The organism is Streptomyces sp. NPDC047974, from assembly GCF_040653375.1.
GTDB lineage: Bacteria > Actinomycetota > Actinomycetes > Streptomycetales > Streptomycetaceae > Streptomyces.
In genome coordinates, this window is record NZ_JBEZNU010000008.1 from 122,902 (window position 1) to 149,347 (window position 26,446).

Here is a 26,446-nt window from a genome sequence, read left to right on the forward strand (position 1 = left end):
CTCAGGCGGGCGGGCGCTCGGGGTTGGGGCCCACTCCGGGCTCGGGGGCGTTCGGGTCGGGGCGCTCGATGCCGGCCGCGCGGTAGGCCGCGTCCTCCTCCAGGGTCTCGCCGGCCAGGAGGGCGGCGGAGAGGGCGTCGAGCTTGTCGCGGTTCTCGTTCAGGAGGCGGACGGCGTCCTCGTAGCACTCGTCGACGATGCGGCGCATCTCGGCGTCGACGGTGTCGAGGGTCGAGGGGGCGGCGGAGAGGCCGTACGCCTGCTGGGCGTCGCTCGGGATGGCGGTGAGCCGGCCGACGGTCTCGCTCATGCCCCAGCGGCCGACCATGCCGCGGGCGATGGTGGTGACCTGCTCCAGATCGCTCTCGGCGCCGGTGGTGATGACGCCGAAGACGACCTGCTCGGCCGCCATGCCGCCGAGGGCGCCGATGATCCGGCCGCGCAGGTACTCCTCCGTATAGGCGTACTTATCGGCGTCGGGTGTGGACAACGTGACGCCGAGGGCGCGGCCGCGCGGCACGATGGTGATCTTGCGGACGGGGTCGGCGCCGGGCTGGAGCATGCCGAGGAGGGCGTGGCCGCTCTCGTGGTAGGCGGTGCGGCGGCGTTCCTCCTCGGGCATGACGAGGGGGCGTTCGGCGCCGAGCTGGACCTTCTCCAGGGCGTCGGAGAGGTCGGACTGGGTGACGGCCCTCTGTTCGCGCTTGACGGCGAGGAGGGCGGCCTCGTTGGCGAGGTTGGCGAGTTCGGCGCCGGTCATGCCGGGGGTGGTGCGGGCGACCTGCTCCAGGTCGACGTCCTTGGCGAGCGGGATCTGCCGGGTGTGGATCTTGAGGATGGCCTCGCGGCCGCCGCGGTCGGGCGGGTTGACGTGGACGATCCGGTCGAAGCGGCCGGGGCGGGTGAGGGCGGGGTCGAGGACGTCGGCGCGGTTGGTGGCGGCGAGGACGATGACGCCCTCGGAGCCGGTGAAGCCGTCCATCTCGGTGAGGATCTGGTTGAGGGTCTGTTCGCGCTCGTCGTGGCCGCCCATGCCGGAGCCGCCGCCGCGGGCCCGGCCGATGGTGTCGATCTCGTCGATGAAGATGATCGCGGGGGCGACCTTGCGGGCCTCGGCGAAGAGCTCGCGGACGCGGGAGGCGCCGACGCCGACGATCATCTCGATGAACTCGGAGGCGGAGGCCGAGAAGAAGGGCACCCCGGCCTCGCCCGCGACGGCCCGCGCGAGGAGGGTCTTGCCGGTGCCGGGCGGGCCCGCGAGGAGGACACCGCGGGGCATCTTGGCACCCATCTCGCGGTAGGCCTGCGGGTTCTTCAGGAAGTCGACGACGTCGTTGAGCTCGCCCTCCACCTCGTCGATGCCGGCGACGTCGGCGAAGGTGGTGCGCTTGCCGCCCTCCACCTCGACCGGTTTCGGCGGCTGCTTGCGGCCGAGCATCCCGCCGGCTCCGCCCATGCCGGAGCTCATCCTGCGGGCGATGAAGACCCAGAGGAGGACGAGGAGGAGCATCGGGGCGAGGGAGAGCAGCAGATTGGCGAAGAAGGAACGTTCCTGCACCACGGGCTCGGCGGTGACGGTGACCTTCTGCTGGGTCAGCTGCGCCCACAGGTCGTCGTCGGCGAAGGCCGGGCGCTGGGTCTGGAACTTGGTGTAGTCGCCCTTGCCGTCGGGCACGGGCTGCTTGTCCTTCAGCTGCCCCTGGATGGCGTCGCCCTTGGAGTAGATCTTGGTGACGTTCCCGGCGGTGACCTGCTTGCTGAACTCGGTGTACGAGATCGTCGGCCCGTCGCCCTCGTTGAAGAACGACAGCACGAGGTTGGCGATCAGGTAGACGGCGAGCGCGGTGAGGATGAGGCCGCCCCAGCCTCCGGGCATCTTCTTCTTCTGCGGCGGGGGCGGCGGCGCCCCTTCCGAGCGCCAGGGCTGGTCGGTCCGGTCGCGCGGGGGTACGGGGTTGGCCACGTCGCTCTCCTCGGGGCGGCAGTGGCCCCAGTATCGGAGAACGGGATCAAGGCGGCATTCCGGGTGGTCCGGGTGGACGAAAAGGGGCCCGGGGCGGTTTCGATGACACGAAACCGCCCCGGGCCCCTCCGGCCGACGGGGGTCAGCCCATGAACTTCTTGAACTCGTCCGGCAGCTCGAAGTCCTGCGGGCCCTGGCCGGCGCCCGGCAGCCCGAAGGCGCCGCCCTGCTGGGCCTGCTCCCGCTTCTCCTGGGCGGCCTGCTCCTCGGCCTTCCGCTTCATCGGGTTGCCGCTCTTGCGCTTGCCCTTGGCCTGCTTGACCTGCTTCTTCTGCCGGCCGGGGCCGCCGCCCATGCCCGGGATGCCGGGCATGCCGGGCAGGCCGCCGCCCTGGGCCATGCGGGACATCATCTTGCGGGCCTCGAAGAACCGCTCGACCAGGCCCTTCACGGCGCTGACCTCGACGCCGGAACCCTTGGCGATACGGGCGCGGCGGGAGCCGTTGATGATGGTCGGGTCCTGGCGCTCGGCCGGGGTCATCGACTTGATGATGGCGGCGGTACGGTCCACGTCCCGCTCGTCGATGTTGGCGATCTGCTCCTTCATCTGCCCCATGCCGGGCAGCATGCCGAGGAGCTTGCTGATGGAGCCCATCTTGCGGACCTGCTCCATCTGGGCGAGGAAGTCGTCCAGGGTGAAGTCCTGGCCCTTCTTCGACGCGAGCTTCGAGGCCATCTTGGCGGCCTCTTCCTCGTCGAAGGTCTGCTGGGCCTTCTCGATGAGCGACAGCATGTCGCCCATGCCGAGGATGCGGGACGCCATGCGGTCCGGGTGGAACGCGTCGAACTCGTCCAGCTTCTCGCCGTTGGAGGCGAACATGATCTGCTTGCCGGTGACGTGCGCGATGGAGAGCGCGGCACCACCGCGGGCGTCGCCGTCGAGCTTGGAGAGGACGACGCCGTCGAAGCCGACGCCGTCGCGGAAGGCCTCGGCGGTGTTGACCGCGTCCTGACCGATCATCGCGTCGACGACGAAGAGGATCTCGTCGGGGCTGACGGCATCGCGGATGTCCGCGGCCTGCTGCATCAGCTCCTGGTCGATGCCGAGGCGGCCGGCGGTGTCGACGACGACGATGTCGTACATCTTCGACCGGGCGTACTCGATCGAGTCCTTGGCGACCTGGACCGGGTCGCCCACGCCGTTGCCGGGCTGCGGGCCGTAGAAGGCGACGCCCGCGCGGTCGGCGACGACCGAGAGCTGGTTGACCGCGTTGGGGCGCTGGAGGTCGCAGGCGACGAGCAGCGGCGAGTGGCCCTGCCCCTTCAGCCAGAGGCCGAGCTTTCCGGCGAGGGTGGTCTTACCGGCACCCTGGAGACCGGCGAGCATGATCACGGTGGGCGCGGTCTTGGCGAACCGCAGCCGGCGGGTCTCGCCGCCCAGGATCGAGATCAGCTCGTCGTTGACGATCTTGATGACCTGCTGCGAGGGGTTCAGCGCCTTGGAGACCTCGGCGCCGAGGGCCCGCTCCTTGACGTTCTTGATGAACGCGCGGACGACCGGCAGGGCGACGTCGGCCTCGAGGAGGGCGATACGGATTTCCCGGGCCGCGCTGTCGATGTCCTGCTCGGAGAGGCGGCCTTTGCCCCGGAGGGACTTGAAAGTCGCGCTGAGGCGGTCGGAAAGCGTATCGAACACGGTGGTCGCGATCCTCGGGTCGGGGCGGATGGTCGCCACCCAGGGTATCCGGCCCCGGGACACCCCTGGCCTTGCCCGTCGGATTGGGCCGGCGAGGCCCTCGTCACGCCAGCGCCGCCTCCAGCGCCCGCGCCAGGTCGATCGCCTCCTCGTCCGGCAGGAGGGAGCCGTCGGGGCGGGTCACGTACAGGGTGTCGACGGCGTTGGCGCCGAGCGTGGAGACGTGGGCGCTGCGGACCCGTACCGCCGCTCCCTCCAGGGCGCGGCCGATCCGGTGGAGCAGGCCGGGGGCGTCCTGGGCGCGGACCTCCAGGACGGTGGCGAGGCGGGAGTCGGCGGGGGCGACGGTGACGCGGGGCGGCGGGGCCTGGACGCCGCGGCGGCGCGGGTAGGCGGCCTCGCGCTCGGCGAGCCGGGCGGGGATGTCGAGGGAGCCGTCGAGGGCGCGCAGCAGGTCGGCGCGGAGCCGGTGGCCCTGGGGCAGGGAGCCGTACTCGGCGGCGACCCGCCAGTCGAGGACGAGGACGGATCCGGGGCCCGCGTCGAGTTCGGCGGGGAGGTCCACGGCGCGCAGGTCGGCGGCGCGGACGGTGAGCCGGTGGAGGGCGAGGACGCCGGCGACGGCGGGCAGGACGCCGGGCTGGTCGGGGAGGGCGATGACGAGTTCGACGCCGACGGGCTCGGGTCCGTCGGGGTCGAGGGGCTGCTCGTCGCGGGTGTGGAGGGTGAGGGCGGGTTCGCCGGTGCGCAGGGCCTCGACGGCGAGCCGTTCCTGTTCGGCGCTGGGGGCGGCGGCCTCGGGGTCGGGCAGGGGCTGGCCGGCGAGGACGCCGGAGACCCGTTTGACGAGGTCGGCGACGAGGGAGGCGCGCCAGGCGGACCAGGCGGCGGGTCCGGTGGCGAGGGCGTCGGCCTCGGTGAGGGCGTGGAGGAGTTCGAGGGTGCCGACGGTGCCGACGGCGGTGGCGACCGACTGCACGGTGGCGGGGTCGTCGAGGTCGCGGCGGGTGGCGGTCTCGACGAGGAGGAGGTGGTGGCGGACGAGGGTCGCGACGGTGGCCGTGTCGGTGCGGTCGAAGCCGACGCGGGCGGCGAGGTCGCGGGCGATGGTCTCGCCGGCGACGGAGTGGTCGCCGGGCCAGCCCTTGCCGATGTCGTGGAGGAGGGCGGCGACGAGGAGGAGGTCGGGGCGGCCGACGCGGCGGGTGAGGGAGGCGGCGCGCACGGCGGTCTCGACGAGGTGGCGGTCGACGGTCCAGGTGTGGACGGGGTTGCGCTGCGGGCGGTGGCGGACGCGCTCCCAGTCGGGCAGCAGGCGGGTGACGAGTCCTTCGGCCTCCAGGGCCTCCCAGACGGGTACGGCGGAGGCGCCGGCCCCGAGGAGGGTGACGAGGGCCTCGCGGGCCTCGGCGGGCCACGGCACGGGCAGCGGTCCGGCCGTGGCGGCGAGCCTGCGGACGGCGTGCGGCGAGAGCGGCAGGCCGTGCTGGGCGGCCGCGGCCGCGGCGCGCAGCGGGAGGGCGGGGTCGCGTTCGGGCCGCGCGGAGAGGGCGAGGACGGCCTCGCCGTCCATCTCGACGACGCCCTCGGCGAGCGGGGTGCGCTCCACCGGCTGTTTCCCGGCGCCGGTCCGGCCGCCGCCGAGGAGCGAGCGGAACCGGGGGCGGGCGGAGCGGGCCTTGAGGACGCGGCCGACCTCGCGCCAGGTGACGTCGGAGGCGTAGCTGACGATGCCGGCGGCCTCGTACACGCCCCGGAGCAGGGTGTCGGCGTCGAGGAGGCCGAGTTCCGCGGCGACGGCGTCCTGTTCCTGGAGGGCGAGCCGGTCGGTGGCGCGGCCGGTGGCGAGGTGGAGGGCGTCGCGGGCGTCGAGGAGGCGGCGGCGGGCGGTGTCGAGGCCGTCGCGGGGGGCGTCGGCGAGCCAGGAGGCGGCGACGGCGCGCAGGGCCTGGGCGTCGCGGAGGCCGCCGCGGGCCTCCTTGAGGTCGGGTTCGAGGAGGAAGCGGAGTTCGCCGGAGCGTTCGGCGCGGTCGCGGCAGAGTTCGGCGAGCTCGGGGAGGCGGCGGACGGCCTGGTTGCGCCAGTCGGCGAGGACGGTGGAGCGCAGGGCGGCGGCGAGCGCGGTGTCCCCGGCGAGGGGGCGGGCGTCGAGGAGGCCGAGCTGGACCTTGAGGTCCTCGGCGGCCGTGGCGCGGGCCTGGGCGGGGGTGCGGACGGAGTGGTCGAGGGCGAGTCCGAGGTCCCAGACGGGGTACCAGAGGCGGTCGGCGAGGGCGGCGATCGCCTCCTTGGGGGCGGTGCCGTCGTGGAGCAGGAGGAGGTCGAGGTCGCTGCGCGGGGAGAGTTCGGAGCGGCCGTAGCCGCCGACCGCGACGAGGGCGACCCCCGGGGGCGGTGCGGCGGCGGCGAAGAGTCCGGCGAGCCAGTCGTCGGTGAGCCGGGCGAGGGCGGTGCGGCGCTCCGGCCCGGACGGCGTCTTCTCCTGGAGGAGCCGCAGGCGGGCCGCCGCGTAGCCTCCTCCCCCGAGCTCTCGGCTTCGCTCGCCCAGGGGGGACCCCCACCCCTGCTCTTCGGCGGCGTCCTGCGGTTCGAGGGTGGTCACCGGCGGCTCCTTCTTCGCGGATGGGGCTGCGGGAACGGCCCGGCGGACCGTCGGGTCCGCCGGGCCGTGCTGCTAGAGCGCGTCGGGTCCGCGCTCGCCCGTGCGGACACGGACGGCGGTCTCGACCGGGACGCTCCAGACCTTTCCGTCACCGATCTTGCCGGTGCGGGCCGCCTTCACGACGACGTCGATGAGCTGTTCGGCGTCCTCGTCCTCGACCAGGACCTCGATGCGGATCTTGGGGACGAGGTCGACGGTGTACTCGGCGCCGCGGTAGACCTCGGTGTGGCCGCGCTGGCGCCCGTACCCGCTGGCCTCGGTGACGGTGAGGCCGTGGACCCCGAAGGCCTGGAGGGCCTCCTTGATCTCGTCGAGCCGGTGCGGCTTCACGACCGCGGTGATGAGCTTCATGCGTCCACCTTCTTGTTCTCCGTGGCAACCGGCGCGGCGACGGCGGTGCTGCGCCCGGAGGCGCCGCCGCCGGCTCCGCTGAAGTCGTAGGCGGTCTCGGCGTGCTCGACCTGGTCGATGCCGGAGACCTCGTCGTCCTCGCTGACCCGCATGCCCATGGTCTTGTCGATGATCAGGGCGAGGATCGCGGAGACGACCAGAGAGTAGGCGAGGACGGCGAAGACGCCGACGGCCTGCTTGCCGAGCTGCTCCAGGCCGCCGCCGTAGAAGAGGCCCTTGGCGTCGGACTGGACGCCGCCGGTGGCGAAGAAGCCGACGAGGAGGGAGCCGAGGACACCGCCGACGAGGTGGACGCCGACGACGTCGAGGGAGTCGTCGTAGCCGAACTTGTACTTGAGGCCGACGGCCATGGCGCAGACGAGACCGGCGATGGCGCCGATGGCGATGGCGCCGAGCGGGGAGCAGGAGCCGCCGGCGGGGGTGATGGCGACGAGGCCGGCGACGGCGCCGGAGGCCGCGCCGAGGGTGGTGAAGGAGCCGTGGCGGAGCTTCTCGTAGGCGAGCCAGGCGAGCATGGCGGCGCCGGTGGCGACCTGGGTGTTGACGAACATCACGGCGCCGACGCCGTCGTCGTTGCCCAGCCACGAGCCGGCGTTGAAGCCGAACCAGCCGAACCAGAGGAGGCCCGCGCCGAGCATGACCAGCGGGAGGCTGTGCGGGCGCATCGGGTCCTTCTTGAAGCCGACGCGCTTGCCGATGACGAGGATGACACCGAGGGCCGCGGCACCGGCGTTGATGTGGACCGCCGTACCGCCGGCGAAGTCGATGACGCCCATCTCGAAGAGCCAGCCGCCCGCGCCCCAGACCCAGTGGGCGACGGGGAAGTAGACGACGGTGACCCAGAGGGTGATGAAGAGGGCCCAGGCGGTGAACTTGACCCGGTCGGCGAGGGCGCCGCTGATCAGGGCGGGGGTCAGGATGGCGAACATGAGCTGGAAGACGGCGAAGACGTACACCGGGATGGTGTAGCCGTCCCAGAGCTCGGTGACGCCGATGCCGCTGAGGCCCAGGTAGTCGGAGGACCAGCCGACGAGGCCGCCGGAGTCGGTGCCGAAGGCGACGCTGAAGCCGTAGAGCACCCACAGGACCGTGACGATCCCGAGGCTGATGAAGCTCATCATCAGCATGTTGAGGGTGGACTTGACGCGGACCATGCCTCCGTAGAAGAAGGCCAGGGCCGGGGTCATCAGCATGACCAGGGCGGAGCAGATGAGCATGAACCCGGTGTTGGCGGCGGACAGCTCGGGGGCGTCTGCTGCCAGGGTCGTGATGGCTGGTGCCATCGGCGTCTCCTCGTCGTCGGATGCGGCCTGTGCGGGGCGGGGCCGGCGGTGAGCGGCGGCCTGAGGGGTGGCCGGTGATGGCCCAGAGATTCGCGCAGCGCGGTTTCCGACGATGCCGCTCGATGTTTCGGCGCAGTGACGAAGGGCGGGGGTGTGTTACGTGACCGTGAACGTCCGGGTCACGGGGAAGTAACGGGCGTACTCTCCGGGCGGTACCGGGCGGACGAGGGGGCGTCCGGTACGCGGACCGGCCGCGTCGGCGTCCGTGTGTCCTGTGCGGCGGGGGAGCCGAGTCGGGCAGTACGGGACGTCCGGCGCGGCCGGGGTCGTGGGGCTCTCGCGAGCGTGCGGTAGAGGTCAGACGGCCTCGGCGGACTCGGGCAGGAGCAGGGTGAGACGGTCGGTGAGGTCGACGACCTCGGCGACGTCACCGAAGTCGCGGGCCGCGGTGTCGACGGTCTTGCGGAGCCGGTTGTTGACCCGCTCGGATCGGATGGAGCGGGCGACCCCGAGGGCCTTCTCGGCGAGGACGACGGACTGCTCGGGTTCGCGCTTGAGCAGGTGGACGGTGGCCATGCCGATGAGGTTGAGGGCGTACGAGCGCTGGTGGTCGGGGTCCTTCTCGAAGAGTTCGACGGCCCGCTCCATGACGGGCTCGGCCAGCGAGGCGTAGCTCGGGGAGCGTCCGGCGACGTAGGCGAGGTCGCGGTAGGAGTGGGAGTTCTCGCCGTTGAGCTCGGCCTCGGTGAAGAAGCGGATCCAGTCGGGCTCGGGGCCGCCTTCGAAGGTGGCGTCGGCGAAGGTGTCCTCGGCCATCCGGACGGCCCGCTTGCACTTGGAGGGCTGGCCCATGTTGGCGTAGGCGCGGGCCTCCATCGCATACAGCATGGCCTGGGTGCGGGGGGTGGCGCAGTCCCGGCTGCCGTACTGGGCCAGGTGGATCAGTTCGAGGGCGTCGTCGGGGCGGCCGAGGTGGATCATCTGCCGGCTCATGGACGAGAGGATGTACGAGCCGAGCGGCTTGTCGCCGGCCTCCTTGGCGGCGTGCAGGGCGAGGACGAAGTACTTCTGGGCGGTGGGCTGGAGGCCCACGTCGTAGCTCATCCACCCGGCGAGTTCGGCGAGTTCGGCGGCGACGGTGAAGAGGCGCTTGGCGGTGGCGGCCGGCTGGGCCTCCTGGAGGAGGTCGGTGACCTCGTGGAGCTGGCCGACGACGGCCTTGCGACGCAGTCCGCCGCCGCACTGGGCGTCCCACTTGCGGAACATGGCGGTGGTGGATTCGAGGAGGTCGAGCTCGATGTCGGAGAGCCGGCGGGGGCGGCCGCCGGGCGCCTGCTCGCCGGGGGCCGGTTCACCGACGGGGGTGGGGACCAGCCAGCGCTGCATGGGCTCGATGAGGGCGGGTCCCGCAGCGAGCTGGAGCGAGGAGCCGAGGAAGCCGCGCCGGGCGAGCATGAGGTCGCTGCGGGAGAACTCGCTGAGCAGGGAGACGGTCTGCGGTCCGGCCCAGGGCAGGTCGACGCCGGAGACGGAGGGCGTCTGGTGGGCGGTGCGCAGGCCGAGGTCCTCGATGGCGACGACGGAACCGAAGCGCTCGGAGAACAGCTCGGAGAGGATTCTCGGGATGGGTTCGCGGGGCTGTTCGCCGTCGAGCCAGCGGCGGACGCGGGAGGTGTCGGTCGAGATGTGGTGGGCGCCCATCTGGCGGGCCCTGCGGTTGACCTGACGGGCCAGCTCGCCCTTGGACCAGCCGCTGCGCACGAACCACGAGCCGAGCCGCTCGTTGGGGCGCTTGCCGGCAGTCGTACCGTCTGTGCCGTTGCCGCCCACTGGAACGCCCCCATCCACCTGATTGCCTGTCGTGCGAACCCCTATCAGAATGCCGCGTCCCGCGGCTCCCCGCTCGGTGTTCCGACTCCTTCGAACGGGAAACCGGCTTGCCTCCGGCATACCCACCCGCGTACGCCCCTCCGGGCTTCGGGTACCGAAAGTAATCCTACGATCACCCCTCCCGTGAGGGCGTGACAAGAAACGCCACCATTCGCCACCCCTTCGAATGAACTCGCCGGGGGCCGCACGCGATTCACTTGACATGCGACGAACCGGAATCAGCGGACGGAAGCGCGAAGAGGCGCGCGCCACCGTGCGCACCACCCCGTACGAGACCGTGCGCCACCCTGGGCGACGAACCCCGGGCGCGGCGTCACCGAAAGTGACGGGGATCCTCCGGCTCGTAACCACCGGCGCGTCCGACCCGTTGGAGGGGGCATGGGCTTCACGATCGGCGGCATTCGTGAGATGCGGACCGGCTCACGCCGCCGCGCACGCACCACCGAGTGCACAGCGGTGGCCGAGTACACCGGACTCTGGGGCTGGGACGTCCAGCCCGGCGCACGGGCCGCGGGCGGCCAGTGCTCCTGCGGCGACCGGGCCTGCACGGCCCCGGGCGCGCACCCCCTCTCCTTCGCCCCGCCCGTCCCGGCGGGCGCGGGGCTCGACGACGCGGCCAAGGCCTGGTCCGAGTACCCGGGGGCGGCACTGCTGCTGCCGGTGGGCCGCGCCTTCGACGTGATCGACGTGGCCGAGGCGGCGGGCCGGCGGGCGCTGGTCCGGATGGAGCGGATGGGGCTGCCGCTGGGCCCGGTCTGCGCGACGCCGACCGGCCGGGCGCAGTTCTTCGTCGCGCCGGGCGCGGCGGAGGAGCTGCCGCGGCTGCTGTACCGGATGGGCTGGGACGACGCGGATCTGGATCTGCACTGCCTGGGTCCCGGCACCCACATCACCGCTCCCCCGTCGCAGCTGGGCGGGCTCGGCCCGGTGCGCTGGCTGCGGCCGCCGACGCTGGACACGGCGGGGGCACCGCCGCAGGCCCGGCTGCTGCTCGGCACGCTGGCGTACATGTGCCACCGGACGCACGGCTAGCCGTACGGCGGATACGACGAGGGCCCCCGCTCCGGGACGGAGCGGGGGCCCTTCCGTGAGGCCGGTGCGGGTCAGTCGCCGATGAGGGCGTCGACGAAGGCGGCCGGCTCGAAGGGGGCCAGGTCGTCGGGGCCCTCGCCGAGGCCGACGAGCTTGACCGGGACGCCCAGCTCGCGCTGGACGGCGACGACGATGCCGCCCTTGGCGGTGCCGTCGAGCTTGGTCAGGACGATGCCGGTGATGTCGACGACCTCGGCGAAGACGCGGGCCTGGATGAGGCCGTTCTGGCCGGTGGTGGCGTCGAGGACGAGGAGGATCTCGTCGAGCGGGCCGTGCTTCTCGACGACGCGCTTGACCTTGCCGAGCTCGTCCATGAGGCCGGTCTTGGTGTGCAGGCGGCCGGCGGTGTCGATGAGGACGACGTCGGCCTTCTCGGCGATGCCCTCCTTGACCGCGTCGTACGCGATCGAGGCCGGGTCGCCGCCCTCGGGGCCGCGGACGGTGCGGGCGCCGACCCGGTCGCCCCAGGTCTGGAGCTGGTCGGCGGCGGCGGCGCGGAAGGTGTCGGCGGCGCCGAGGACGACCGACTTGCCGTCGGCGACGAGGACGCGGGCGAGCTTGCCGGTGGTGGTGGTCTTGCCGGTGCCGTTGACGCCGACGACCATGACGACGCCGGGGACGTCCTCGGGGCTCTCGGTGTGGACGGTGCGGTCGTAGTCGCCGAGGAGGGCGATCAGCTCCTCGCGGAGCAGGCCGCGCAGCTCGTCGGGGGTGCGGGTGCCGAGCACCTTGACGCGCTCGCGGAGCCGCTCGACCAGTTCCTGGGTGGGGGCGACGCCGACGTCGGCGGTGAGGAGGGTCTCCTCGATCTCCTCCCAGGTGTCCTCGTCGAGGTGCTCGCGGGAGAGCAGGGTCAGCAGGCCCTTGCCCAGCGAGTTCTGGGAGCGGGCGAGCCGGGCCCGGAGGCGGACGAGGCGTCCGGCGGTGGGCTCGGGCACCTCGATCTCGGGCGCGGCGGGGGCCTCGGGCTCCTCGACGGCCGGGGCCTCGGCCTCGGGGGCCTCCGGGGCCTCGGCGGCGGGGAGGCCGACCTCCTCGACGGTGCGGCGTGGTTCTTCCCGCGGCGTCTCCGCCTCGTCGCCGACGTGCGGCTCGGCGGGCGGAGCGGTGATGGTCGGCGTGGTGGACGGCGGTTCGGCCGGCGGCAGCTGCTTCTTCTTGCGACCGCTGATCACGAGCCCGCTGGTCACGGCGACCGCGACGACCAGAGCGATGACTACAGCAAGGATGAGTTCCATAACGACTCCCAGTATGGCGTGACCCGATGCGCCCGCCGTCGTCCCCGTAAAGGGGCACAGCCCCACGGGCCGGGCTGGTCCGCCGTTCGGCGCACGCCGACGGGAAGCCCAGTGGGCGGAGTCACAACCCGTCCGGTATCGGAACACCGGACCGGTAGTGCCGCGCGTCACGCACGGCCATATGAATCTGACGCTACGTCAGCTAGTGTCCCCCCTCCGTCGGCCATCCACCACGGAGGGGGACCCCATGTCATTCACCGTCATACGGTTCAACCTGGTCGACCCGCGCGCCACCCCCGAGTCCCTCGCGGAGCGGTACCGCGCCGCCCTGGAGATGGCGGCCCACGCCGACCGGCACGGGGTGGACACCGTGCAGACCGAGGAGCACCACGGGGTGGAGAACAACTGGCTCCCCTCCCCCTTCGTCTTCGCCGGCGCGGTCTTCGGCGCCACCCGCAGGATCGCGGTCACGGTCTCCGCGATCATCGGCCCGCTGCACGACCCGCTGCGGCTCGCGGAGGACATCGCGGTCCTGGACCTGCTGAGCCGGGGCCGGCTGGTGACGGTGGCGGGGATCGGCTACCGCCCGGAGGAGTACGAGGAGCGCGGGGTCGACTGGGGGCGGCGCGGGAAGCTCCAGGACGAGCTCCTGGAGACCCTGCTCGCCGCCTGGACGGGCGAGCCCTTCACGTACCGGGGCCGTACGGTACGGGTCACCCCGCGGCCCTTCACGCGGCCGCACCCGCTGCTGCTCGTCGGGGGCTCCTCGAAGGCGGCGGCGCGGCGGGCGGCCCGGCTCGGGCTGCCGTTCTTCCCCTCCGCCCACCTGCCGGAGCTCGAGACGTACTACCGGCAGCGGTGCGCGGAGTACGGCACCGAGGGCTGGACGATGATGCCGGGGCCGGTGACCCCGCTGCTGCACGTGGCGGAGGACCCGGACCGGGTCTGGGCGGAGTACGGGGAGCACTTCCTGCACGAGGCGCGGACCTACGCCTCCTGGCAGTCGAAGGACATCCGCTCGGCGGTGCGGTCGACGGCGGCGAACGTGGCGGAGCTGCGGGCGGAGGGCGTGTACCGGGTGGTGACGCCCGAGGAGTGCGCGGGGCTCGGTCTGGAGAGCCTGGTGCTGCATCCGCTGTGCGGGGGGATGCCGGTGGAGGAGGGGTGGCGGAGCCTGCGCCTGTTCTGCGACGAGGTGCTGCCCCGCCTGCGGGGGTGACCCGTCAGCCCATCTCCTCCAGGGTCTTGCCCTTGGTCTCCTTGACGTACCTGAGCACGAAGGGGATCGAGAGGACGGCGAAGACCGTGTAGATGACGTAGGTGCCGGAGAGGTTCCAGTCGGAGAGGGACGGGAAGCTGGCGGTGATGACCCAGTTGGCGATCCACTGGGCGGAGGCGGCGACGCCGAGGGCGGCGGCGCGGATCCGGTTGGGGAACATCTCGCCGAGGAAGACCCAGACGACCACGCCCCAGGAGAGGGCGAAGAAGAGCACGAAGACGTGGGCGGCGACGAGCGCCACGACGCCCTGGGTCTCGGGGAGTTTGCCGTCGACGAGGTCGGCGGAGAAGGCCCAGGCCTCGAAGGCCAGCGCGATCGCCATGCCGACGGAGCCGACGAGGGCGAGCGGCTTGCGGCCGACCCGGTCGACCAGGACCATCGCGATCACGGTGCCGATGATGTTGATGATCGACGTGGTGAAGGAGTAGAAGAACGAGCTCGACGGGTCGATGCCGACGGACTGCCAGAGCGTCGCGGAGTAGTAGAAGGCGACGTTGATGCCGACGAGCTGCTGGAAGACGGAGAGGCCGATGCCGACCCAGACGATCGGCAGCAGACGGAAGCGGCTGCCGGGGGCGAGCAGGTCCCTGAAGGTGGACTTGTGCTCGCTGCGCATGGCCAGGTCGATCTCGGCGACCCGGCGGTCGAGGTCGACGCCGTGGCCCTCGACCTCGGCCAGCACCTCCTTGGCCCGCTCGGTCCGCCCGACGGAGATGAGGAAGCGGGGGGACTCGGGGATGGCGAAGGAGAGCAGCCCGTAGAGCAGGGCGGGGACCACCATCACACCGAGCATCCACTGCCAGGCCTCCAGGCCGCCGATCTCGCCGCGCTGGTCGCCGTCGGCGAGCTGGAGGATGCCGTAGTTGACGAGCTGGGAGACGGCGATGCCGATGACGATGGCGGCCTGCTGGAAGGAGCCGAGGCGGCCCCGGTAGGCGGCGGGGGCGACCTCGGCGATGTAGGCGGGGCCGATGACGGAGGCCATGCCGATGGCGAAGCCGCCGACGATCCGCCAGAGGGCCAGGTCCCAGAGGGCGAAGGGCAGGGCGGAGCCGACGGCGCTGACCGCGAAGAGGACGGAGGAGATCTGCATGCAGCGGATGCGGCCGATGCGGTCGGCGATCCGGCCGGCGGTCGCGGCGCCGATGGCGCAGCCGATCAGGGCGATGGCGATGACCTGGGCGAGGGTCGCGGAGCCGATGTCGTAGCGGTCGCGGATGGCCTCGACGGCGCCGTTGATGACGGAGCTGTCGTAGCCGAAGAGGAATCCGCCCATGGCGGCGGAGGCGGTGATGAAGATGACGTGGCCGAGGTGGTCCGGGTGCGCCGCCCGGCCTCCGGACGGCGGCGGCGTGGGGGCCTGTGCGGTGTCGGTCACATGGACTCCTCGGTGCGGCGGTCGTCCCGCTGTCGGCTCCCCGGGGCCCGCCGGGCGGCCGGGGCTTCCAGTGGCGCACACCTTCCGCCGGTCCACCACTTCAGCGGAGCCGCTGGCTGATCACCTTCGAGACGCCGTCACCCTGCATGGAGACGCCGTACAGCGCGTCGGCGACCTCCATCGTCCGCTTCTGGTGGGTGATCACGATGAGCTGCGAGGACTCCTGGAGCTCCCGCATGATCCGGATGAGCCGCTGGAGGTTGGTGTCGTCGAGCGCGGCCTCGACCTCGTCCATGACGTAGAAGGGGCTGGGGCGGGCCTTGAAGATGGAGACGAGCAGCGCCACGGCGGTCAGCGAGCGTTCGCCGCCGGAGAGCAGCGAGAGCCGCTTGACCTTCTTGCCGGGCGGCCGGGCCTCCACGTCGACGCCGGTGGTGAGCATGGAGTCGGGGTCGGTGAGGACCAGCCGGCCCTCGCCGCCGGGGAAGAGGCGGGAGAAGACGCCCTCGAACTCGCGGGCGGTGTCGTGGTACGCCTCGGTGAAGACCTGCTCGACGCGCTGGTCGACCTCCTTGACGACCTGGAGCAGGTCGGCGCGGGTCTTCTTCAGGTCCTCCAGCTGTTCGGAGAGGAAGCGGTGCCGGTCCTCCAGGGCGGCGAACTCCTCCAGGGCCAGCGGGTTGACCTTGCCGAGCTGCTGGAAGGCGCGCTCGGCGGCCTTCAGCCGCTTCTCCTGCTCCGAACGGATGAAGGGGCGCGGCTGGTCGCGGAGGCCCTCCGGGTCCTCCGGCGGCGGCTCCCCCTCGGCGGGCGGCGACGGCGGGACGGGCTGGTCGGGGCCGTACTCGGCGGTGAGCGCGCCCGCCTCGACGCCGAACTCCTCCAGCGCCTTCGCCTCCAGCTGTTCGATCCGCAGCCGCTTCTCGGCGCCCAGGACCTCGCCGCGGTGGACGGAGTCGGTGAGCTTGTCGAGCTCGGTCTTGAGCTCGCGGCCGCGGGTACGGGCCGCGGCGAGGCCCTGCTCGCGGTCGGCGCGGGCGGCGGCCGCCGCGGCGCGCTCGCGCTCGGCGCGCTCCAGGGAGACCTCGGCGTGGGCGAGGAGGGTACGGGCTCCGCCGGCGACGGCGCGGGCGACGCGGGCCTCGTGGCGGAGGCGGGCGCGGCGCTGCTCGGCACGCGCGCGTGCCTCCCGTTCGGCGCGGGCGGCCCGGTCGAGGGAGTCGGCGCGGCCGGCCAGGCCCTTGACCCGCTCCTCGTGGGTGCGGACCTGGAGGCGGGCCTCCATCTCGGTCTGGCGGGCGTTGGAGCCGTCGATGGCGAGCCGGTCGCGGACGGAGGTGTCGGGTTCCTCCTCGGCGGGGGTCTCCTCGGCGACGAGGAGCCGTTCGGCCAGCTCTTCGGCCTCGGCGCCGGCGCGTTCCAGGGCCTCCTGGGCGCGGGCGACGGCGGCGGCGGTCCGTTCGGCCTCGCCGGCCGCTCCCCTGGCCTGGCCGGAGAGCCGGCCGAGGGCCTGGGCGACGGTCGCCTTCTCCTTCTCGGCGGTGCGCCGGAGGGCGTCGAGTTCCTCGACGCGGGCGGCGGCGGCCCGGCGGTGTTCGGCGGTCTCCTCCTTGGCGCGGGCCGACTCCTCGCAGCGGACGGCGAGTTCGGCGAGTTCGGCGGCGGCCTCGTCGACCTGGGCCTGGACTTCGAGGAGGCTGGGGGCGCCGGCGGAGCCGCCCTGGGCGTGGTGGGCGCCGAGCAGGTCGCCGTCGGCGGTGACGGCGGTCAGGCCGGGGTGGGCGCGGACGAGTTCCAGGGCCTCGTCGAGGCCGTCGACGACGACGGTGCCGTCGAGCAGCCGGCGTGCGGCGGCGACGAGCCCCTCGGGTCCGGTGACGAGTCCGGCGGCGGGCACGGTGCCGGAGGGCAGCGGCGTCGGGTCCCGCCGCTCGGCGGCGGTGAGGAGCAGGGCGGCGCGGCCGGCGTCCTGTTTGCGCAGGAGGCGGAGGGCCTCGACGGCGGCGGCGGGGCCGTCGGCGGCGAGGGCGTCGGCGGCGGCGCCGAGCGCGGCGGCGACGGGGACCTCGTATCCGGGGGTGACGGTGAGGAGTTCGGCGGCCGGGCCGAGGATCCCGGCGAGTCCGGCGGAGAGCAGGGCGCCGGTGCCGTCCTTGCGGCGCAGTCCGAGGGCGAGGGTGTCGTGCCGGGCGCGGGTGGCGGCCCGGCGGCGCTCGGCGTCGGCGGCGGCCTCGCGGGCGGCGCTCAGCGCGGTCTCCGCGCCGGCGAGGGCGCGGCGGGCCTCCTCGTACCGTTCGCCGTGGGCGGTGTCGGCGGCGTCGAGCCCGTCGACCTCGGCCTTGAGCCGCTCGTACTCCTCCTGGGCGGCGACGGCCCGGTCGGCGGCCTCGTCGCGGGCGGCGGCGAGCCGGTCGATCTCGGCCTGGGCGGAGGCGGCGCGCGAGCGGGCGGCGTTGACCTGGCCGTGCAGCCGGGCGAGGCCCTCGCGGCGGTCGGCGAGGGCGCGGGCGGCGTCCTTGAGTCGGCGTTCCTCGGCGGTGAGGGCCCGTTCCAGCTCGGCCCGGTGGTCGACGGTGTCCTCCAGGGCCCGCTCGGCGGCCTCCAGGGCGGCGGCCAGCTCGGCCTCCTGTTCGCGGACCCGGGCGGCCTCGCGTTCCAGGTCCTCGGGGTCGCGGCCGCGCCGCTCCTCGGCGGGGGCGTCGGTGGCGCTCTTCACGCGGGCGTCGGCGAGGGAGATCGTGCCGCGGACGCGTTCGGCGAGCTGGGAGAGGGCGTACCAGCTCTGCTGGGCGCGCTCCATGCGGGGGGCGAGGGCGCGGACCTCGGCCTCCAGGGCGGCCTCGTGGGCGAGGGCCGCGCGCAGCTCCTCCTCGGTGGTCTCCTTGCGGGCCAGGAGGGCGGCCTCGTCGGCGAGTTCGGCGTGCAGGGCGCGCCGGTGGCGGACGAGGTCGTCGGCGAGGAGACGGAGCCGGGCGTCGCGCAGGTCGGCCTGGATGACGACGGCGCGGCGGGCGACGGCGGCCTGCCGGCCGAGCGGCTTGAGCTGGCGGCGCAGTTCGTCGGTGAGGTCCTGCACGCGCGCGAGGTTGGCCTTCATCGCGTCGAGCTTCCGCAGCGCCTTCTCCTTGCGCTTGCGGTGCTTGAGGACGCCGGCGGCCTCCTCGATGAAGGCACGCCGGCCCATGGGGTCGGCGTGCAGCACCGAGTCGAGCTGTCCCTGGCCGACGATGACGTGCATCTCGCGGCCGATGCCGGAGTCGGAGAGGAGGTCCTGGATGTCGAGGAGCCGGCAGGTGTCGCCGTTGATCTGGTACTCGCTGCTGCCGCCCCGGAACATGATCCGGGTGATGGTCACCTCGGCGTAGTCGATCGGCAGGGCGCCGTCGGCGTTGTCGATGGTGAGCGAGACCTCGGCACGGCCGAGCGGGGGCCGCCCGGTGGTGCCGGCGAAGATGACGTCCTCCATCTTGCCGCCGCGCAGCGACTTGGCGCCCTGCTCCCCCATGACCCAGGAGAGGGCGTCGACGACGTTGGACTTGCCGGAGCCGTTGGGGCCGACGACGCAGGTGATTCCCGGTTCGAACCTCAGCGTGGTGGCGGAGGCGAACGACTTGAATCCGCGGAGCGTCAAGGCCTTGAGGTGCACCCACGGGACTCTACCCGGGGTGTCGCGTTTCGCCCGTGATCGCGCAGGGCAGACCCTCGGGTGAGGAGCGCCGTGACGCGGGTGGACCGGGGTGACGCACGGGGGACGGGGGCCGCGGGGGACACGAGGGTCCAGAAAAGAAGGGACGCCGGAGCGCCCCTTGCCTATTCAGCTGTTCCCACCTGAGCCCGTCTGGCATGGGTGTCAGGTGAGCGCAGGCTCCGCCTGGGGTACGTCGAGGTCGATGCGGTCGAGCAGCGACTCGCCCTGCTGAGCGGCGGCAGCGTTGAGCGCGTCGTTCTCGGTCTGGATCCGTACGAGCTCGGATTCCAGGTCCTGGACGCGCTGCTGAAGCCGTCGCATCTCGGCGAGGAGTCGCGGGTCGGAGCCGCCGACGTAACCGAGAAGCGCCTTTGCCATGATGAGTGGTCCTCCACACTGAGTGACCGACCGATTGCGGTGTGGGTCGTGAGGGATGGATTCGCACCCGCGGTGCTCGGCAGTACCTGAGTCGTGCCGGTGTTCTACTGCCACACAGCTAAGGTGCGCGGGGCTTCCAGAGTCTCACCAAAAAGTTTGACGGTCAACACGATCACGCCCCGACGGGTGTGGCGGACGGGGAGTTCGCGGCCGCGACGCAGGCGGCGGCGCCTCTCGACCCGTGCGCTCCGGGGCGTGGCGATGATCCTTACCCGGGAAGCCTTGCACGAGTGCCGAATCTTGGCAACCACCAGGCAGGACGCCCGTCCGCCCGCGTTCACCGGCACGCAACCGGCCCCCCGCCCGGAGCCCGTCGAGGGCGTCCGGAGGGAGGGCCGGCGAAGGGGCGGAGAGGTCGTCGGGGCGGGGGTCAGCGGATGGCGAAGCCGTCGTAGCCGCCGCGGGGGGTGCCCCATATCTCGGTGACACCGTCCACGCGGCCGGGCGTGTCCCCGGTCCGCAGCCAGTCGAGCAGCCGGTGGCAATTGTCACTCGGGCCCTCGGCCACCACCTGCACCCGGCCGTCGTCGAGGTTCAGGGCGAAGCCCGTGAGGCCGCCGATCTCCAGAGCGTTTGCCCTGGTGAACCAGCGGAAGCCCACTCCCTGTACCCGTCCACGCACCCAGGCGGTCATCCGTACATCGTCACTCATGGCTGCACGCTAGCGGGCGGATTGCCCGAACAGCACGTCGCGGCGGCTTCCCATGGCGTACAGTCCGACGGAATGCGCCTCACCCACACGGGTGCACGCCGCTCGGCCGTCCGCACGGAGCGTCACGCTCCGCGGAACTCCGTGCCGAAAGCAAAGGCCGCAAAGATCCAGTAGCGAAGATCCGGCAGGAGCCGGTCAGAGCCAGCTCAGGGAGGCAGGGCAGATGGGACGCCACCGTCGCTCCGGCGCCGCGCCCGCCGAGGCAGACTACGCGACCGGCACCGACCGCGGTCACGCGGGTACCCGCCGCAAGCGGCGCGGCCGCCCGGTCCGCACCGGACTGATCGGCGCCTCGGCCGCCGTCGTCGTCGGCGCCGCCGCCGTCGCGGTCGCCGCCCCGGGGATCCTCCCCGGCGGCGACACCCTCACCGCGGGCAACGCCGGCAGCAGCCGGCCCGTCACCACGGAGACCCGGCAGACCCCCGAGCTGACCACCCAGGGCGGGGCGACCCGCACCCCGGCCGACGCCTCGACGGGCACCGGCGGCACGGGCGAGGGCTCCCGGAGCGCGAAGAAGACCGCGGCCCCGGCCTCCCCCAAGGCCACGCCCACCCCCACGAAGACCGCCACGAAGACCCCGACCCCCTCCCCCACGCCGTCGAGGACGCGCGCCGCGGCCCCCGCGCCCACCACCGCCCCGGCGAAGCCGAAGCCGTCGAGGACCGCGCAGGCCCCGGCCACCACCCAGGCGGCCCCGGCGCCCACCGCCACCACGAAGGCCCCGGCCGAGGAGACGGCCGAGGCGGCCGGCTCCACCGCCGACCGCGCGGACGCGGCCGAGGCCGAGGTGCTGCGCCTGGTGAACGCCGAGCGCGCGAAGGTCGGCTGCACCCCGGTCCGGCCCTCCGCCGGCCTGGCCGGGCTCGCCGGCGCCTTCAGCGCCGACATGGCCGCCCGGAACTTCTTCGACCACACCGACCCCGACGGCGCCACCCCCTGGTCCCGCGCCCAGGCCGCCGGCATCACCAGCCTCGGCGCCGAGAACATAGCCCGCGGCCAGGTCGACGCGACCGCCGTGATGGTCTCCTGGATGAACAGCGACGGCCACCGCGCCAACATCCTGAACTGCGACTTCACCACCCTCGGCGTCGGCGTCCACTTCGCCGACGGCGGCCCGTGGTGGACCCAGGACTTCGGCTACTGAACCAGCCGCCCCCACGGTTACCGTGGGGGGTATGAGCGACGATCCGGCCTTCGACGTGTTCGCGCGCGGGTGTGCCTCGCGGGTGACCCTTGAGCACATCACCGGACGGTGGGGCGGCCTCACCCTCTCCGCCCTGCACGAGGGCTCCTTCCGCTTCAACGAGCTGCGGCGGCGGGTCGACGGCGTCAGCGAGAAGATGCTGGCGCAGACCCTGCACGCGCTGGAGCGGGACGGCCTGGTCCACCGGGAGGCGCAGCCGGTCAACCCGCCCCGGGTCGACTACCGGCTGACCCCGCTGGGGCGGGACGTCGCCGAACGCCTCGTCGGCCTGATCGCGCTGGTCGAGGGGCGGATGCCGGAGGTCGTCGCGGCCCGGGAGGCGTACGACTCCGAGCGCGCCGCCGTCACGGGCTGACGCGCGGGCGGCGCTGGCAGCGCGGGCAGAAGTAGCTGGACCGGTTCATCCAGGCGCGGCGGCGCATCGGGGTGCCGCAGCGCCGGCAGGGCTCGTCCTCACGGCCGTAGGCGTCGAGCGAGCGGTCGAAGTAGCCGGACTCGCCGTTCACGTTCACGTAGAGGCTGTCGAAACTGGTGCCGCCGGCGGCGAGGGCCGCGTTCATCACGTCGCGGACGTGGCCGAGGAGCTCGGCCGAGCGCGGGCGGGTGAGGGTGGCGGTCGGCCGGTCGTAGTGCAGCCTGGCCCGCCACAGCGCCTCGTCGGCGTAGATGTTGCCGACGCCGCTGATCAGCGACTGGTCCAGGAGCGCCCGCTTGATCGTGGTGCGGCGCAGCCGGAGCGCGGCCTGGAAGGCGGCGTCGTCGAAGGCCGGGTCGAGCGGGTCGCGGGCGATGTGCCCGATGACGTCCGGCAGCCCGTCGGCGCTGTCGGGGGCCGTGTCGTGCAGCGAGAGTCCGCCGAAGGTGCGCTGGTCGACGAAGCGGAGCTCCGTACCGGTCACGCCCGCGACGGAGTCGCTGTCGGACGGCGTGAAGCGGATCCGGATCCGCAGGTGCTTCTCGTCCGGGGCGTCCGCCGGCTGCACCAGGAGCTGCCCGCTCATCCCGAGGTGCCCGAGGACGGAGGTGCCGGTGTCGGCGAGCGGCAGCCACAGGTACTTGCCGCGGCGGCGGGCCGGCTCGAAGCGCTGACCGGTCAGCCGGGCCGCGAAGTCCTCGCCGCCCGCGGGGTGGCGCCGGACGGCCCGGGGGTGGAGGACCTCCACGCCGGCCACGGTCCGCCCCGCGACCCAGCGCTCCAGTCCGCGCCGGACGACCTCGACCTCGGGCAGCTCGGGCACGGGACTCCTCCGGAGGGGGTACGGGGTGGTGTCCTCGCAGCCTACCGCTCGGGCCTGGCCGGGGACCGCGCCGGGAAAGGTCCGGGAAACGGCTCCGCCCGCCCCCTGGTGGGGGCGGGCGGGAAGAACTCCGCTGAAGGATGCGGTCGCTCACGCGAGGTCGGCGAGGTCGCGTGACCGATCGGGCTCGGGTTGTGAGGCCCTGGCCGGCAGGCGTTCAGGCGGTGGCCGGGGTGGCCCCGTCCGTCCGGTCCTGCTCGCCGGTCGTGCCGGCCTCGGCCGCGGCCTTGGCCGCCGCCGCCCGCTCGTCCGCGGCCGCGCGGATCGCGCGCCACGCGGACTCGGCGGCCTGCTGCTCCGCCTCCTTCTTGCTGCGGCCGGTGCCGGTGCCGTACGAGACACCACCGACGCGGGCGGCAGCAGTGAAGGTCTTCTCGTGGTCCGGTCCCTCCTCGGAGACGAGGTACTCCGGGACACCGAGTCCCTCGGCCGCGGTGAGCTCCTGGAGACTGGTCTTCCAGTCCAGGCCGGCACCGAGGTTCGAGGACTTCTCGATCAGCGGGTCGAAGAGCCGGTGCACCAGCTCGGACGCCGCGTCGAGACCCTGGTCGAGATAGACCGCGCCGATCACCGCTTCGAGGGTGTCGGCGAGGATGGATGCCTTGTCCCGGCCGCCCGTGCCCTCTTCGCCCCGGCCGAGCCGGATGAAGGAGCCGAGGTCGAGGCCGCGCCCGACGTCCGCCAACGCACGCGAGTTGACCACCGCGGCCCGGAGCTTGGCCAGCTGGCCCTCCGGCAGATCCGGGTGGGTGCGGTAGAGGGTGTCGGTGACCACCAGGCCGAGCACGGAGTCCCCGAGGAACTCCAGACGCTCGTTGGTGGGCAGACCGCCGTTCTCGTACGCGTACGAGCGGTGGGTCAGCGCACGCACCAGAAGGGCGGACTCGAGGTGATACCCGAGCCGCCCTTCCAGAAGCGTGTGGGACGAGGCGTTGCTGATGTTGTCAGACATCGTGCCTCTCACCAGCCCGCTCAGACCGAGAGGACCTGGCGCTTGTTGTAGGTGCCGCAGCTCGGGCACGCGATGTGCTGCAGCTTCGGCTCCTGGCAACGCTCGCACGAAACCAGGGTGGGGACCGCAGCCTTCCACTGCGACCGGCGGTGGCGCGTGTTGCTGCGCGACATCTTCCGCTTCGGAACAGCCACGGCTACTTCTCCTGCTTCTCGTCGACACCGGTAGCGGCGTCGCTCATGTTGTCCTTCTCGTCGGCTCCCAGCGAACCGGCGAGTTCCTGCAGTGCCGCCCAACGGATGTCGGTGGCGTCGTGGTGGTGGTCGGGGTGGTCGTTCAGGTTGATTCCGCAGTCGGAACACAGACCCGCACAGTCCTCCCGGCACACCGGCTGCATCGGCAGAGCGAGCACCACGGCGTCACGCAGCACGGGTTCGAGGTCGAACATGCCGTCCTCGAGGGGGGTCATGCTCTCGTCTTCATCGTCCTCGTCGTCCGCGGCCGCTTTGACACGGCCCCGGTCGTCGGATTCCGGGTACGAGAACATCTCCTGGAAGTCCGCGTCGAGCTCCAGCTCGACGGGCTCCAGACACCTTACGCACTCCCCCTCGGCCGATGCACGGGCGGTGCCTGTGACAAGCACCCCTTCCATGACGGACTCGAGTCGGAGTTCGATCTCCACCGGAGCGCCCTCGGGCACTCCGACGACCCCGGCGACGCCGAGATCGGCGGGCGCGTCGATCGTGCGGGAGATCCGCTGGAGGGCACCGGGACGCCGCCCCAGCTCGTGTGTGTCGAACACGAGGGGGTTGCGGTGGTCGAGGCGCGTGCTCAGGGCTCTTCCTGCTTTCGGATCGTTCGCGTCGCAAAGTCTTCACGGGGGCTGCCGCTTGCGGGCAGCAGGGATCGCGGGAATACACACGACCGAAGAGCCAGGATACTGGACGCTTCGCCCTGGGCCCAATCGGCCCCCGCGCCGGGCTACTGCCCCTGCTCGTAGCGGCGCAGCTGCTCCAGATCGATCATGCTCGTGTCGAAGAAGCTGGTCTCGTCGAGCGCGGCCGGCCGGGGCTGCTCCTGGTAGCCGTACGGATCGGCCTGCGCCGGCTGCTGGTAGGCATAGGGGTCGTGCTGGGGCTGCTGGTACGCGTACGGGTCCTGCTGCTGGTAGCCGTACGGGTCCGCCTGCTGGGGCTGCTGCTGGTAGCCGTAGGGGTCCTGCTGGGCGGGGATCTGCGCGGCGACCGGGGCGGGCGCGGCCACGGGGGCGACGGGCTCCGGGTCGGCGAGCTCCGCGAGGCCGGCGAGGTAGTCGGCGTCGCTGGTGTGCACGGAGTGGCCGAGGCCCTCCTGGGCGGCCATGTGCTCGCCGAGGTCGTCGGTGGCGATCCGGCCGTGCAGCTTCTGCCGGCCGCGGCCGACGGCCTCCAGGGTCTTGGAGAGGACCGCCTCGAAGGCGCCCAGCTTGGCGTCCACGTACTCGTCGGCGCGGGCGATCAGGGTCCCCGGGTCCGCGCTGTACTCGGGGGCGTCCTCGTCGGCGTAGCCCTGCTCGTCCAGGCCGGGGCCGCGGCCGAGGAGCTTCTCGCGGCCGCGGTCGACGGAGCCGATGGTCTTGTTGAGGACGACCTCGAAGTTGGCGAGCTTGGAGTCGACGTACTCGTCGGCCTCGGCGCGGACCTCCTCGGCCTCGCGGCGGGCCTCGGAGAGGATCCGGTCGGCCTCCTCCTGCGACTGCCGGGCGATCTGGGTGTCGGAGACGATGGTGCCGCGCTCGGCGTGGGCGGCCTCGATGATCCGCCCCGCCTCCTGGCGGGCCTGCTCGACCATCTGCTCGCGCCCGCCGATCAGCTCCTGGGCCTGGGCGAGGGAGTTCGGCAGGGCGTCCCGTACCTCTTCGAGGAGGGCGAGGAGATCGGCGCGGTTCACCACGCAGGAGGCCGACATGGGCATCGAGCGGGCGTTCTGTACGGTCGCGACGATCTCGTCGAGCTTCTTCTGCACGTCCACCGGGTGCTCGCCACTCTCTACAGCTGGATGGAGACGGACGGGACGACTGTAAGGGCAGTCGCGGCCCGTCCGACACCAGGTGACGGAGCGTCAGCGGCGGTGGCCGCGCGTCACTTCTGCGCGAGCCGCTCGGTGAGCCGGCCGAGGACCGCCGGGGGCACCAGGTGGGAGACGTCTCCGCCCCAGGCCGCGACCTCCTTGACCAGCGAGGACGACAGGAAGCTGTACGTGGGGTTGGTGGGCACGAAGAGCGTCTCGACGCCCGACAGGCCGTTGTTCATCTGGGCCATCTGGAGCTCGTAGTCGAAGTCGCTGACCGCGCGCAGGCCCTTGACGATGGCGGGGATGTCCCGCTGCTTGCAGAAGTCGACGAGCAGGCCGTGGAAGGACTCCACCTCGACGTTGCCGAAGTCGGCGGTGACCTCGCGGATCAGCTCGATCCGCTCCTCGACCGCGAACAGGCCCTTCTTGGACTGGTTGATCATCACCGCGACGTGCACGACGTCGTACAGCTTGGAGGCGCGGGCGATGATGTCGAGATGTCCGTTGGTGATGGGGTCGAACGACCCCGGGCAGACGGCGCGGCGCACCTTGGTTCCCTCGCTCTCCGGTCCGGTCATCGTGCGTCTTCGCACGTAGAGGCGGCGCGACCGTACCAAAACGTTCCCTCGCCGTAACGGCGGGACCGCAGTGGTTCGAAGCCGTCCGGCCAGCCGAAGGAGCCGCCTCGGGTGCTGCGTTCCACGGTGACGACGGCATCCTCGCTCAGCCAGCCCCCTGAGCGCAGTGTGAGGAGGATCTCCCGCAGCTCCTCGTCCGCGACCGCGTAGGGCGGGTCGAGGAAGACCAGGTCGTACGGCTCGGCCGGGGCCGGTCCCGTGACGATCTGCTCGGCCTTCCCGGTGCGGGCCTCGGCGCCGGGCAGGCCGAGCGCGGCCACGTTCTCCCGGACGGTGCGGGCGGCGCGGGCGTCGGCCTCGACGAGCAGGGCGTGGACGGCGCCGCGCGAGAGCGCCTCCAGACCGACGGCGCCGGAGCCCGCGTACAGGTCGGCGACCCGGCTGCCCTCGATGCCGTGGAGCGCCTCCCAGGTGGAGAAGAGGCCCTCGCGCGCCCGGTCGGAGGTGGGGCGGGTGCCGTTGCCCGGGGGCACGGCCAGGCGCCGCCCGCCGGCGGTGCCGGCGATCACGCGGGTCATCGGTTTCCTCGTCCTGCGTCGTCCAGTGCGTACGCCCCAGGATATGGCCGTGCG

22 protein-coding genes are annotated in these 26,446 nt (G+C 72.8%); 4 read left to right on the top strand and 18 right to left on the bottom strand.

What is annotated here, in order from left to right:
- Position 1: 1 nt before the first annotated feature.
- The 6 genes from ftsH to AB0E19_RS14205 all read right to left on the bottom strand — a co-directional run bounded on the left by ftsH (position 2) and on the right by AB0E19_RS14205 (position 9,845).
- Positions 2-1,963: an ATP-dependent zinc metalloprotease FtsH gene (gene ftsH, locus AB0E19_RS14180; protein WP_362178365.1), complete on the bottom strand. Its 1,962-nt coding sequence runs from the start codon at positions 1,961-1,963 to the stop codon at positions 2-4.
- Between the two features lie 142 nt (positions 1,964-2,105).
- Positions 2,106-3,659 (bottom strand): signal recognition particle protein, encoded by a 1,554-nt coding sequence (gene ffh / locus AB0E19_RS14185; protein WP_360601748.1) that lies wholly within the window; start codon positions 3,657-3,659, stop codon positions 2,106-2,108.
- Positions 3,660-3,762: 103 nt separating this feature from the next.
- Positions 3,763-6,207 carry a [protein-PII] uridylyltransferase gene (locus AB0E19_RS14190; protein ID WP_362178741.1) on the bottom strand — a complete coding sequence of 815 codons (2,445 nt, stop codon included), beginning with the start codon at positions 6,205-6,207 and terminating at the stop codon, positions 3,763-3,765.
- Between the two features lie 126 nt (positions 6,208-6,333).
- Entirely contained in the window at positions 6,334-6,672 is a 339-nt protein-coding gene (locus AB0E19_RS14195; RefSeq protein ID WP_015036464.1) for a P-II family nitrogen regulator, read from the bottom strand.
- Positions 6,669-8,015 carry an ammonium transporter gene (locus AB0E19_RS14200; protein WP_362178371.1) on the bottom strand — a complete coding sequence of 449 codons (1,347 nt, stop codon included), beginning with the start codon at positions 8,013-8,015 and terminating at the stop codon, positions 6,669-6,671. Before AB0E19_RS14200 ends, AB0E19_RS14195 begins: the two co-directional genes overlap by 4 nt.
- A gap of 357 nt (positions 8,016-8,372) precedes the next feature.
- The gene (locus AB0E19_RS14205; protein ID WP_362178373.1) at positions 8,373-9,845 is read right to left on the bottom strand and encodes a hypothetical protein; all 1,473 of its coding nucleotides are present in this window, start codon (positions 9,843-9,845) and stop codon (positions 8,373-8,375) included.
- A 438-nt stretch (positions 9,846-10,283) separates the two neighbouring features.
- Between AB0E19_RS14205 and AB0E19_RS14210 the strand changes: the two genes are divergently transcribed.
- The gene (locus tag AB0E19_RS14210) at positions 10,284-10,937 is read left to right on the top strand and encodes a bifunctional DNA primase/polymerase (RefSeq protein WP_362178375.1); all 654 of its coding nucleotides are present in this window, start codon (positions 10,284-10,286) and stop codon (positions 10,935-10,937) included.
- Between the two features lie 71 nt (positions 10,938-11,008).
- On the opposite strand, the gene ftsY is transcribed toward AB0E19_RS14210, so the two are convergent.
- Entirely contained in the window at positions 11,009-12,235 is a 1,227-nt protein-coding gene (ftsY, locus tag AB0E19_RS14215) for a signal recognition particle-docking protein FtsY (RefSeq protein ID WP_362178378.1), read from the bottom strand.
- A 247-nt stretch (positions 12,236-12,482) separates the two neighbouring features.
- Here ftsY and AB0E19_RS14220 point away from each other — a divergent pair, with 247 nt between their 5' ends.
- Positions 12,483-13,454 (top strand): LLM class flavin-dependent oxidoreductase, encoded by a 972-nt coding sequence (locus AB0E19_RS14220; protein WP_362178381.1) that lies wholly within the window; start codon positions 12,483-12,485, stop codon positions 13,452-13,454.
- A gap of 4 nt (positions 13,455-13,458) precedes the next feature.
- On the opposite strand, the gene AB0E19_RS14225 is transcribed toward AB0E19_RS14220, so the two are convergent.
- The 4 genes from AB0E19_RS14225 to AB0E19_RS14240 all read right to left on the bottom strand — a co-directional run bounded on the left by AB0E19_RS14225 (position 13,459) and on the right by AB0E19_RS14240 (position 19,670).
- Positions 13,459-14,892, bottom strand: a complete 1,434-nt coding sequence (locus AB0E19_RS14225; protein ID WP_362178385.1) for a sugar porter family MFS transporter — start codon at positions 14,890-14,892, stop codon at positions 13,459-13,461.
- A 100-nt stretch (positions 14,893-14,992) separates the two neighbouring features.
- A complete protein-coding gene (gene smc / locus AB0E19_RS14230) occupies positions 14,993-18,538 on the bottom strand; it encodes a chromosome segregation protein SMC (RefSeq protein WP_362178388.1) in 3,546 nt (1,181 codons plus the stop codon).
- Between the two features lie 204 nt (positions 18,539-18,742).
- Positions 18,743-18,958: a hypothetical protein gene (locus AB0E19_RS14235; protein ID WP_169086434.1), complete on the bottom strand. Its 216-nt coding sequence runs from the start codon at positions 18,956-18,958 to the stop codon at positions 18,743-18,745.
- Between the two features lie 430 nt (positions 18,959-19,388).
- The gene (locus AB0E19_RS14240) at positions 19,389-19,670 is read right to left on the bottom strand and encodes an acylphosphatase (protein WP_362178392.1); all 282 of its coding nucleotides are present in this window, start codon (positions 19,668-19,670) and stop codon (positions 19,389-19,391) included.
- A gap of 223 nt (positions 19,671-19,893) precedes the next feature.
- Between AB0E19_RS14240 and AB0E19_RS14245 the strand changes: the two genes are divergently transcribed.
- Positions 19,894-20,874: a CAP domain-containing protein gene (locus AB0E19_RS14245; protein ID WP_362178395.1), complete on the top strand. Its 981-nt coding sequence runs from the start codon at positions 19,894-19,896 to the stop codon at positions 20,872-20,874.
- Between the two features lie 31 nt (positions 20,875-20,905).
- The gene (locus tag AB0E19_RS14250) at positions 20,906-21,289 is read left to right on the top strand and encodes a helix-turn-helix domain-containing protein (RefSeq protein ID WP_362178398.1); all 384 of its coding nucleotides are present in this window, start codon (positions 20,906-20,908) and stop codon (positions 21,287-21,289) included.
- Here AB0E19_RS14250 and mutM read toward each other — a convergent pair.
- The 7 genes from mutM to rsmD form a co-directional block, all read right to left on the bottom strand.
- Entirely contained in the window at positions 21,279-22,172 is an 894-nt protein-coding gene (gene mutM / locus AB0E19_RS14255; protein WP_362178401.1) for a bifunctional DNA-formamidopyrimidine glycosylase/DNA-(apurinic or apyrimidinic site) lyase, read from the bottom strand. The two genes, AB0E19_RS14250 and mutM, sit on opposite strands and share 11 nt — an antisense overlap.
- A gap of 217 nt (positions 22,173-22,389) precedes the next feature.
- Positions 22,390-23,184 carry a ribonuclease III gene (rnc, locus tag AB0E19_RS14260; RefSeq protein ID WP_360601774.1) on the bottom strand — a complete coding sequence of 265 codons (795 nt, stop codon included), beginning with the start codon at positions 23,182-23,184 and terminating at the stop codon, positions 22,390-22,392.
- Between the two features lie 20 nt (positions 23,185-23,204).
- Positions 23,205-23,378: a 50S ribosomal protein L32 gene (gene rpmF / locus AB0E19_RS14265; RefSeq protein WP_015036448.1), complete on the bottom strand. Its 174-nt coding sequence runs from the start codon at positions 23,376-23,378 to the stop codon at positions 23,205-23,207.
- A gap of 2 nt (positions 23,379-23,380) precedes the next feature.
- Positions 23,381-23,986 (bottom strand): DUF177 domain-containing protein, encoded by a 606-nt coding sequence (locus tag AB0E19_RS14270; protein WP_362178405.1) that lies wholly within the window; start codon positions 23,984-23,986, stop codon positions 23,381-23,383.
- 179 nt (positions 23,987-24,165) lie between these two features.
- Entirely contained in the window at positions 24,166-25,194 is a 1,029-nt protein-coding gene (locus AB0E19_RS14275) for a cell division initiation protein (protein ID WP_362178408.1), read from the bottom strand.
- Positions 25,195-25,304: 110 nt separating this feature from the next.
- Positions 25,305-25,784, bottom strand: a complete 480-nt coding sequence (gene coaD / locus AB0E19_RS14280; protein ID WP_189949970.1) for a pantetheine-phosphate adenylyltransferase — start codon at positions 25,782-25,784, stop codon at positions 25,305-25,307.
- Between the two features lie 26 nt (positions 25,785-25,810).
- On the bottom strand, positions 25,811-26,392 hold the full coding sequence (gene rsmD, locus AB0E19_RS14285; protein ID WP_359522997.1) for a 16S rRNA (guanine(966)-N(2))-methyltransferase RsmD: 582 nt from the start codon (positions 26,390-26,392) through the stop codon (positions 25,811-25,813).
- Positions 26,393-26,446 lie beyond the last annotated feature (54 nt).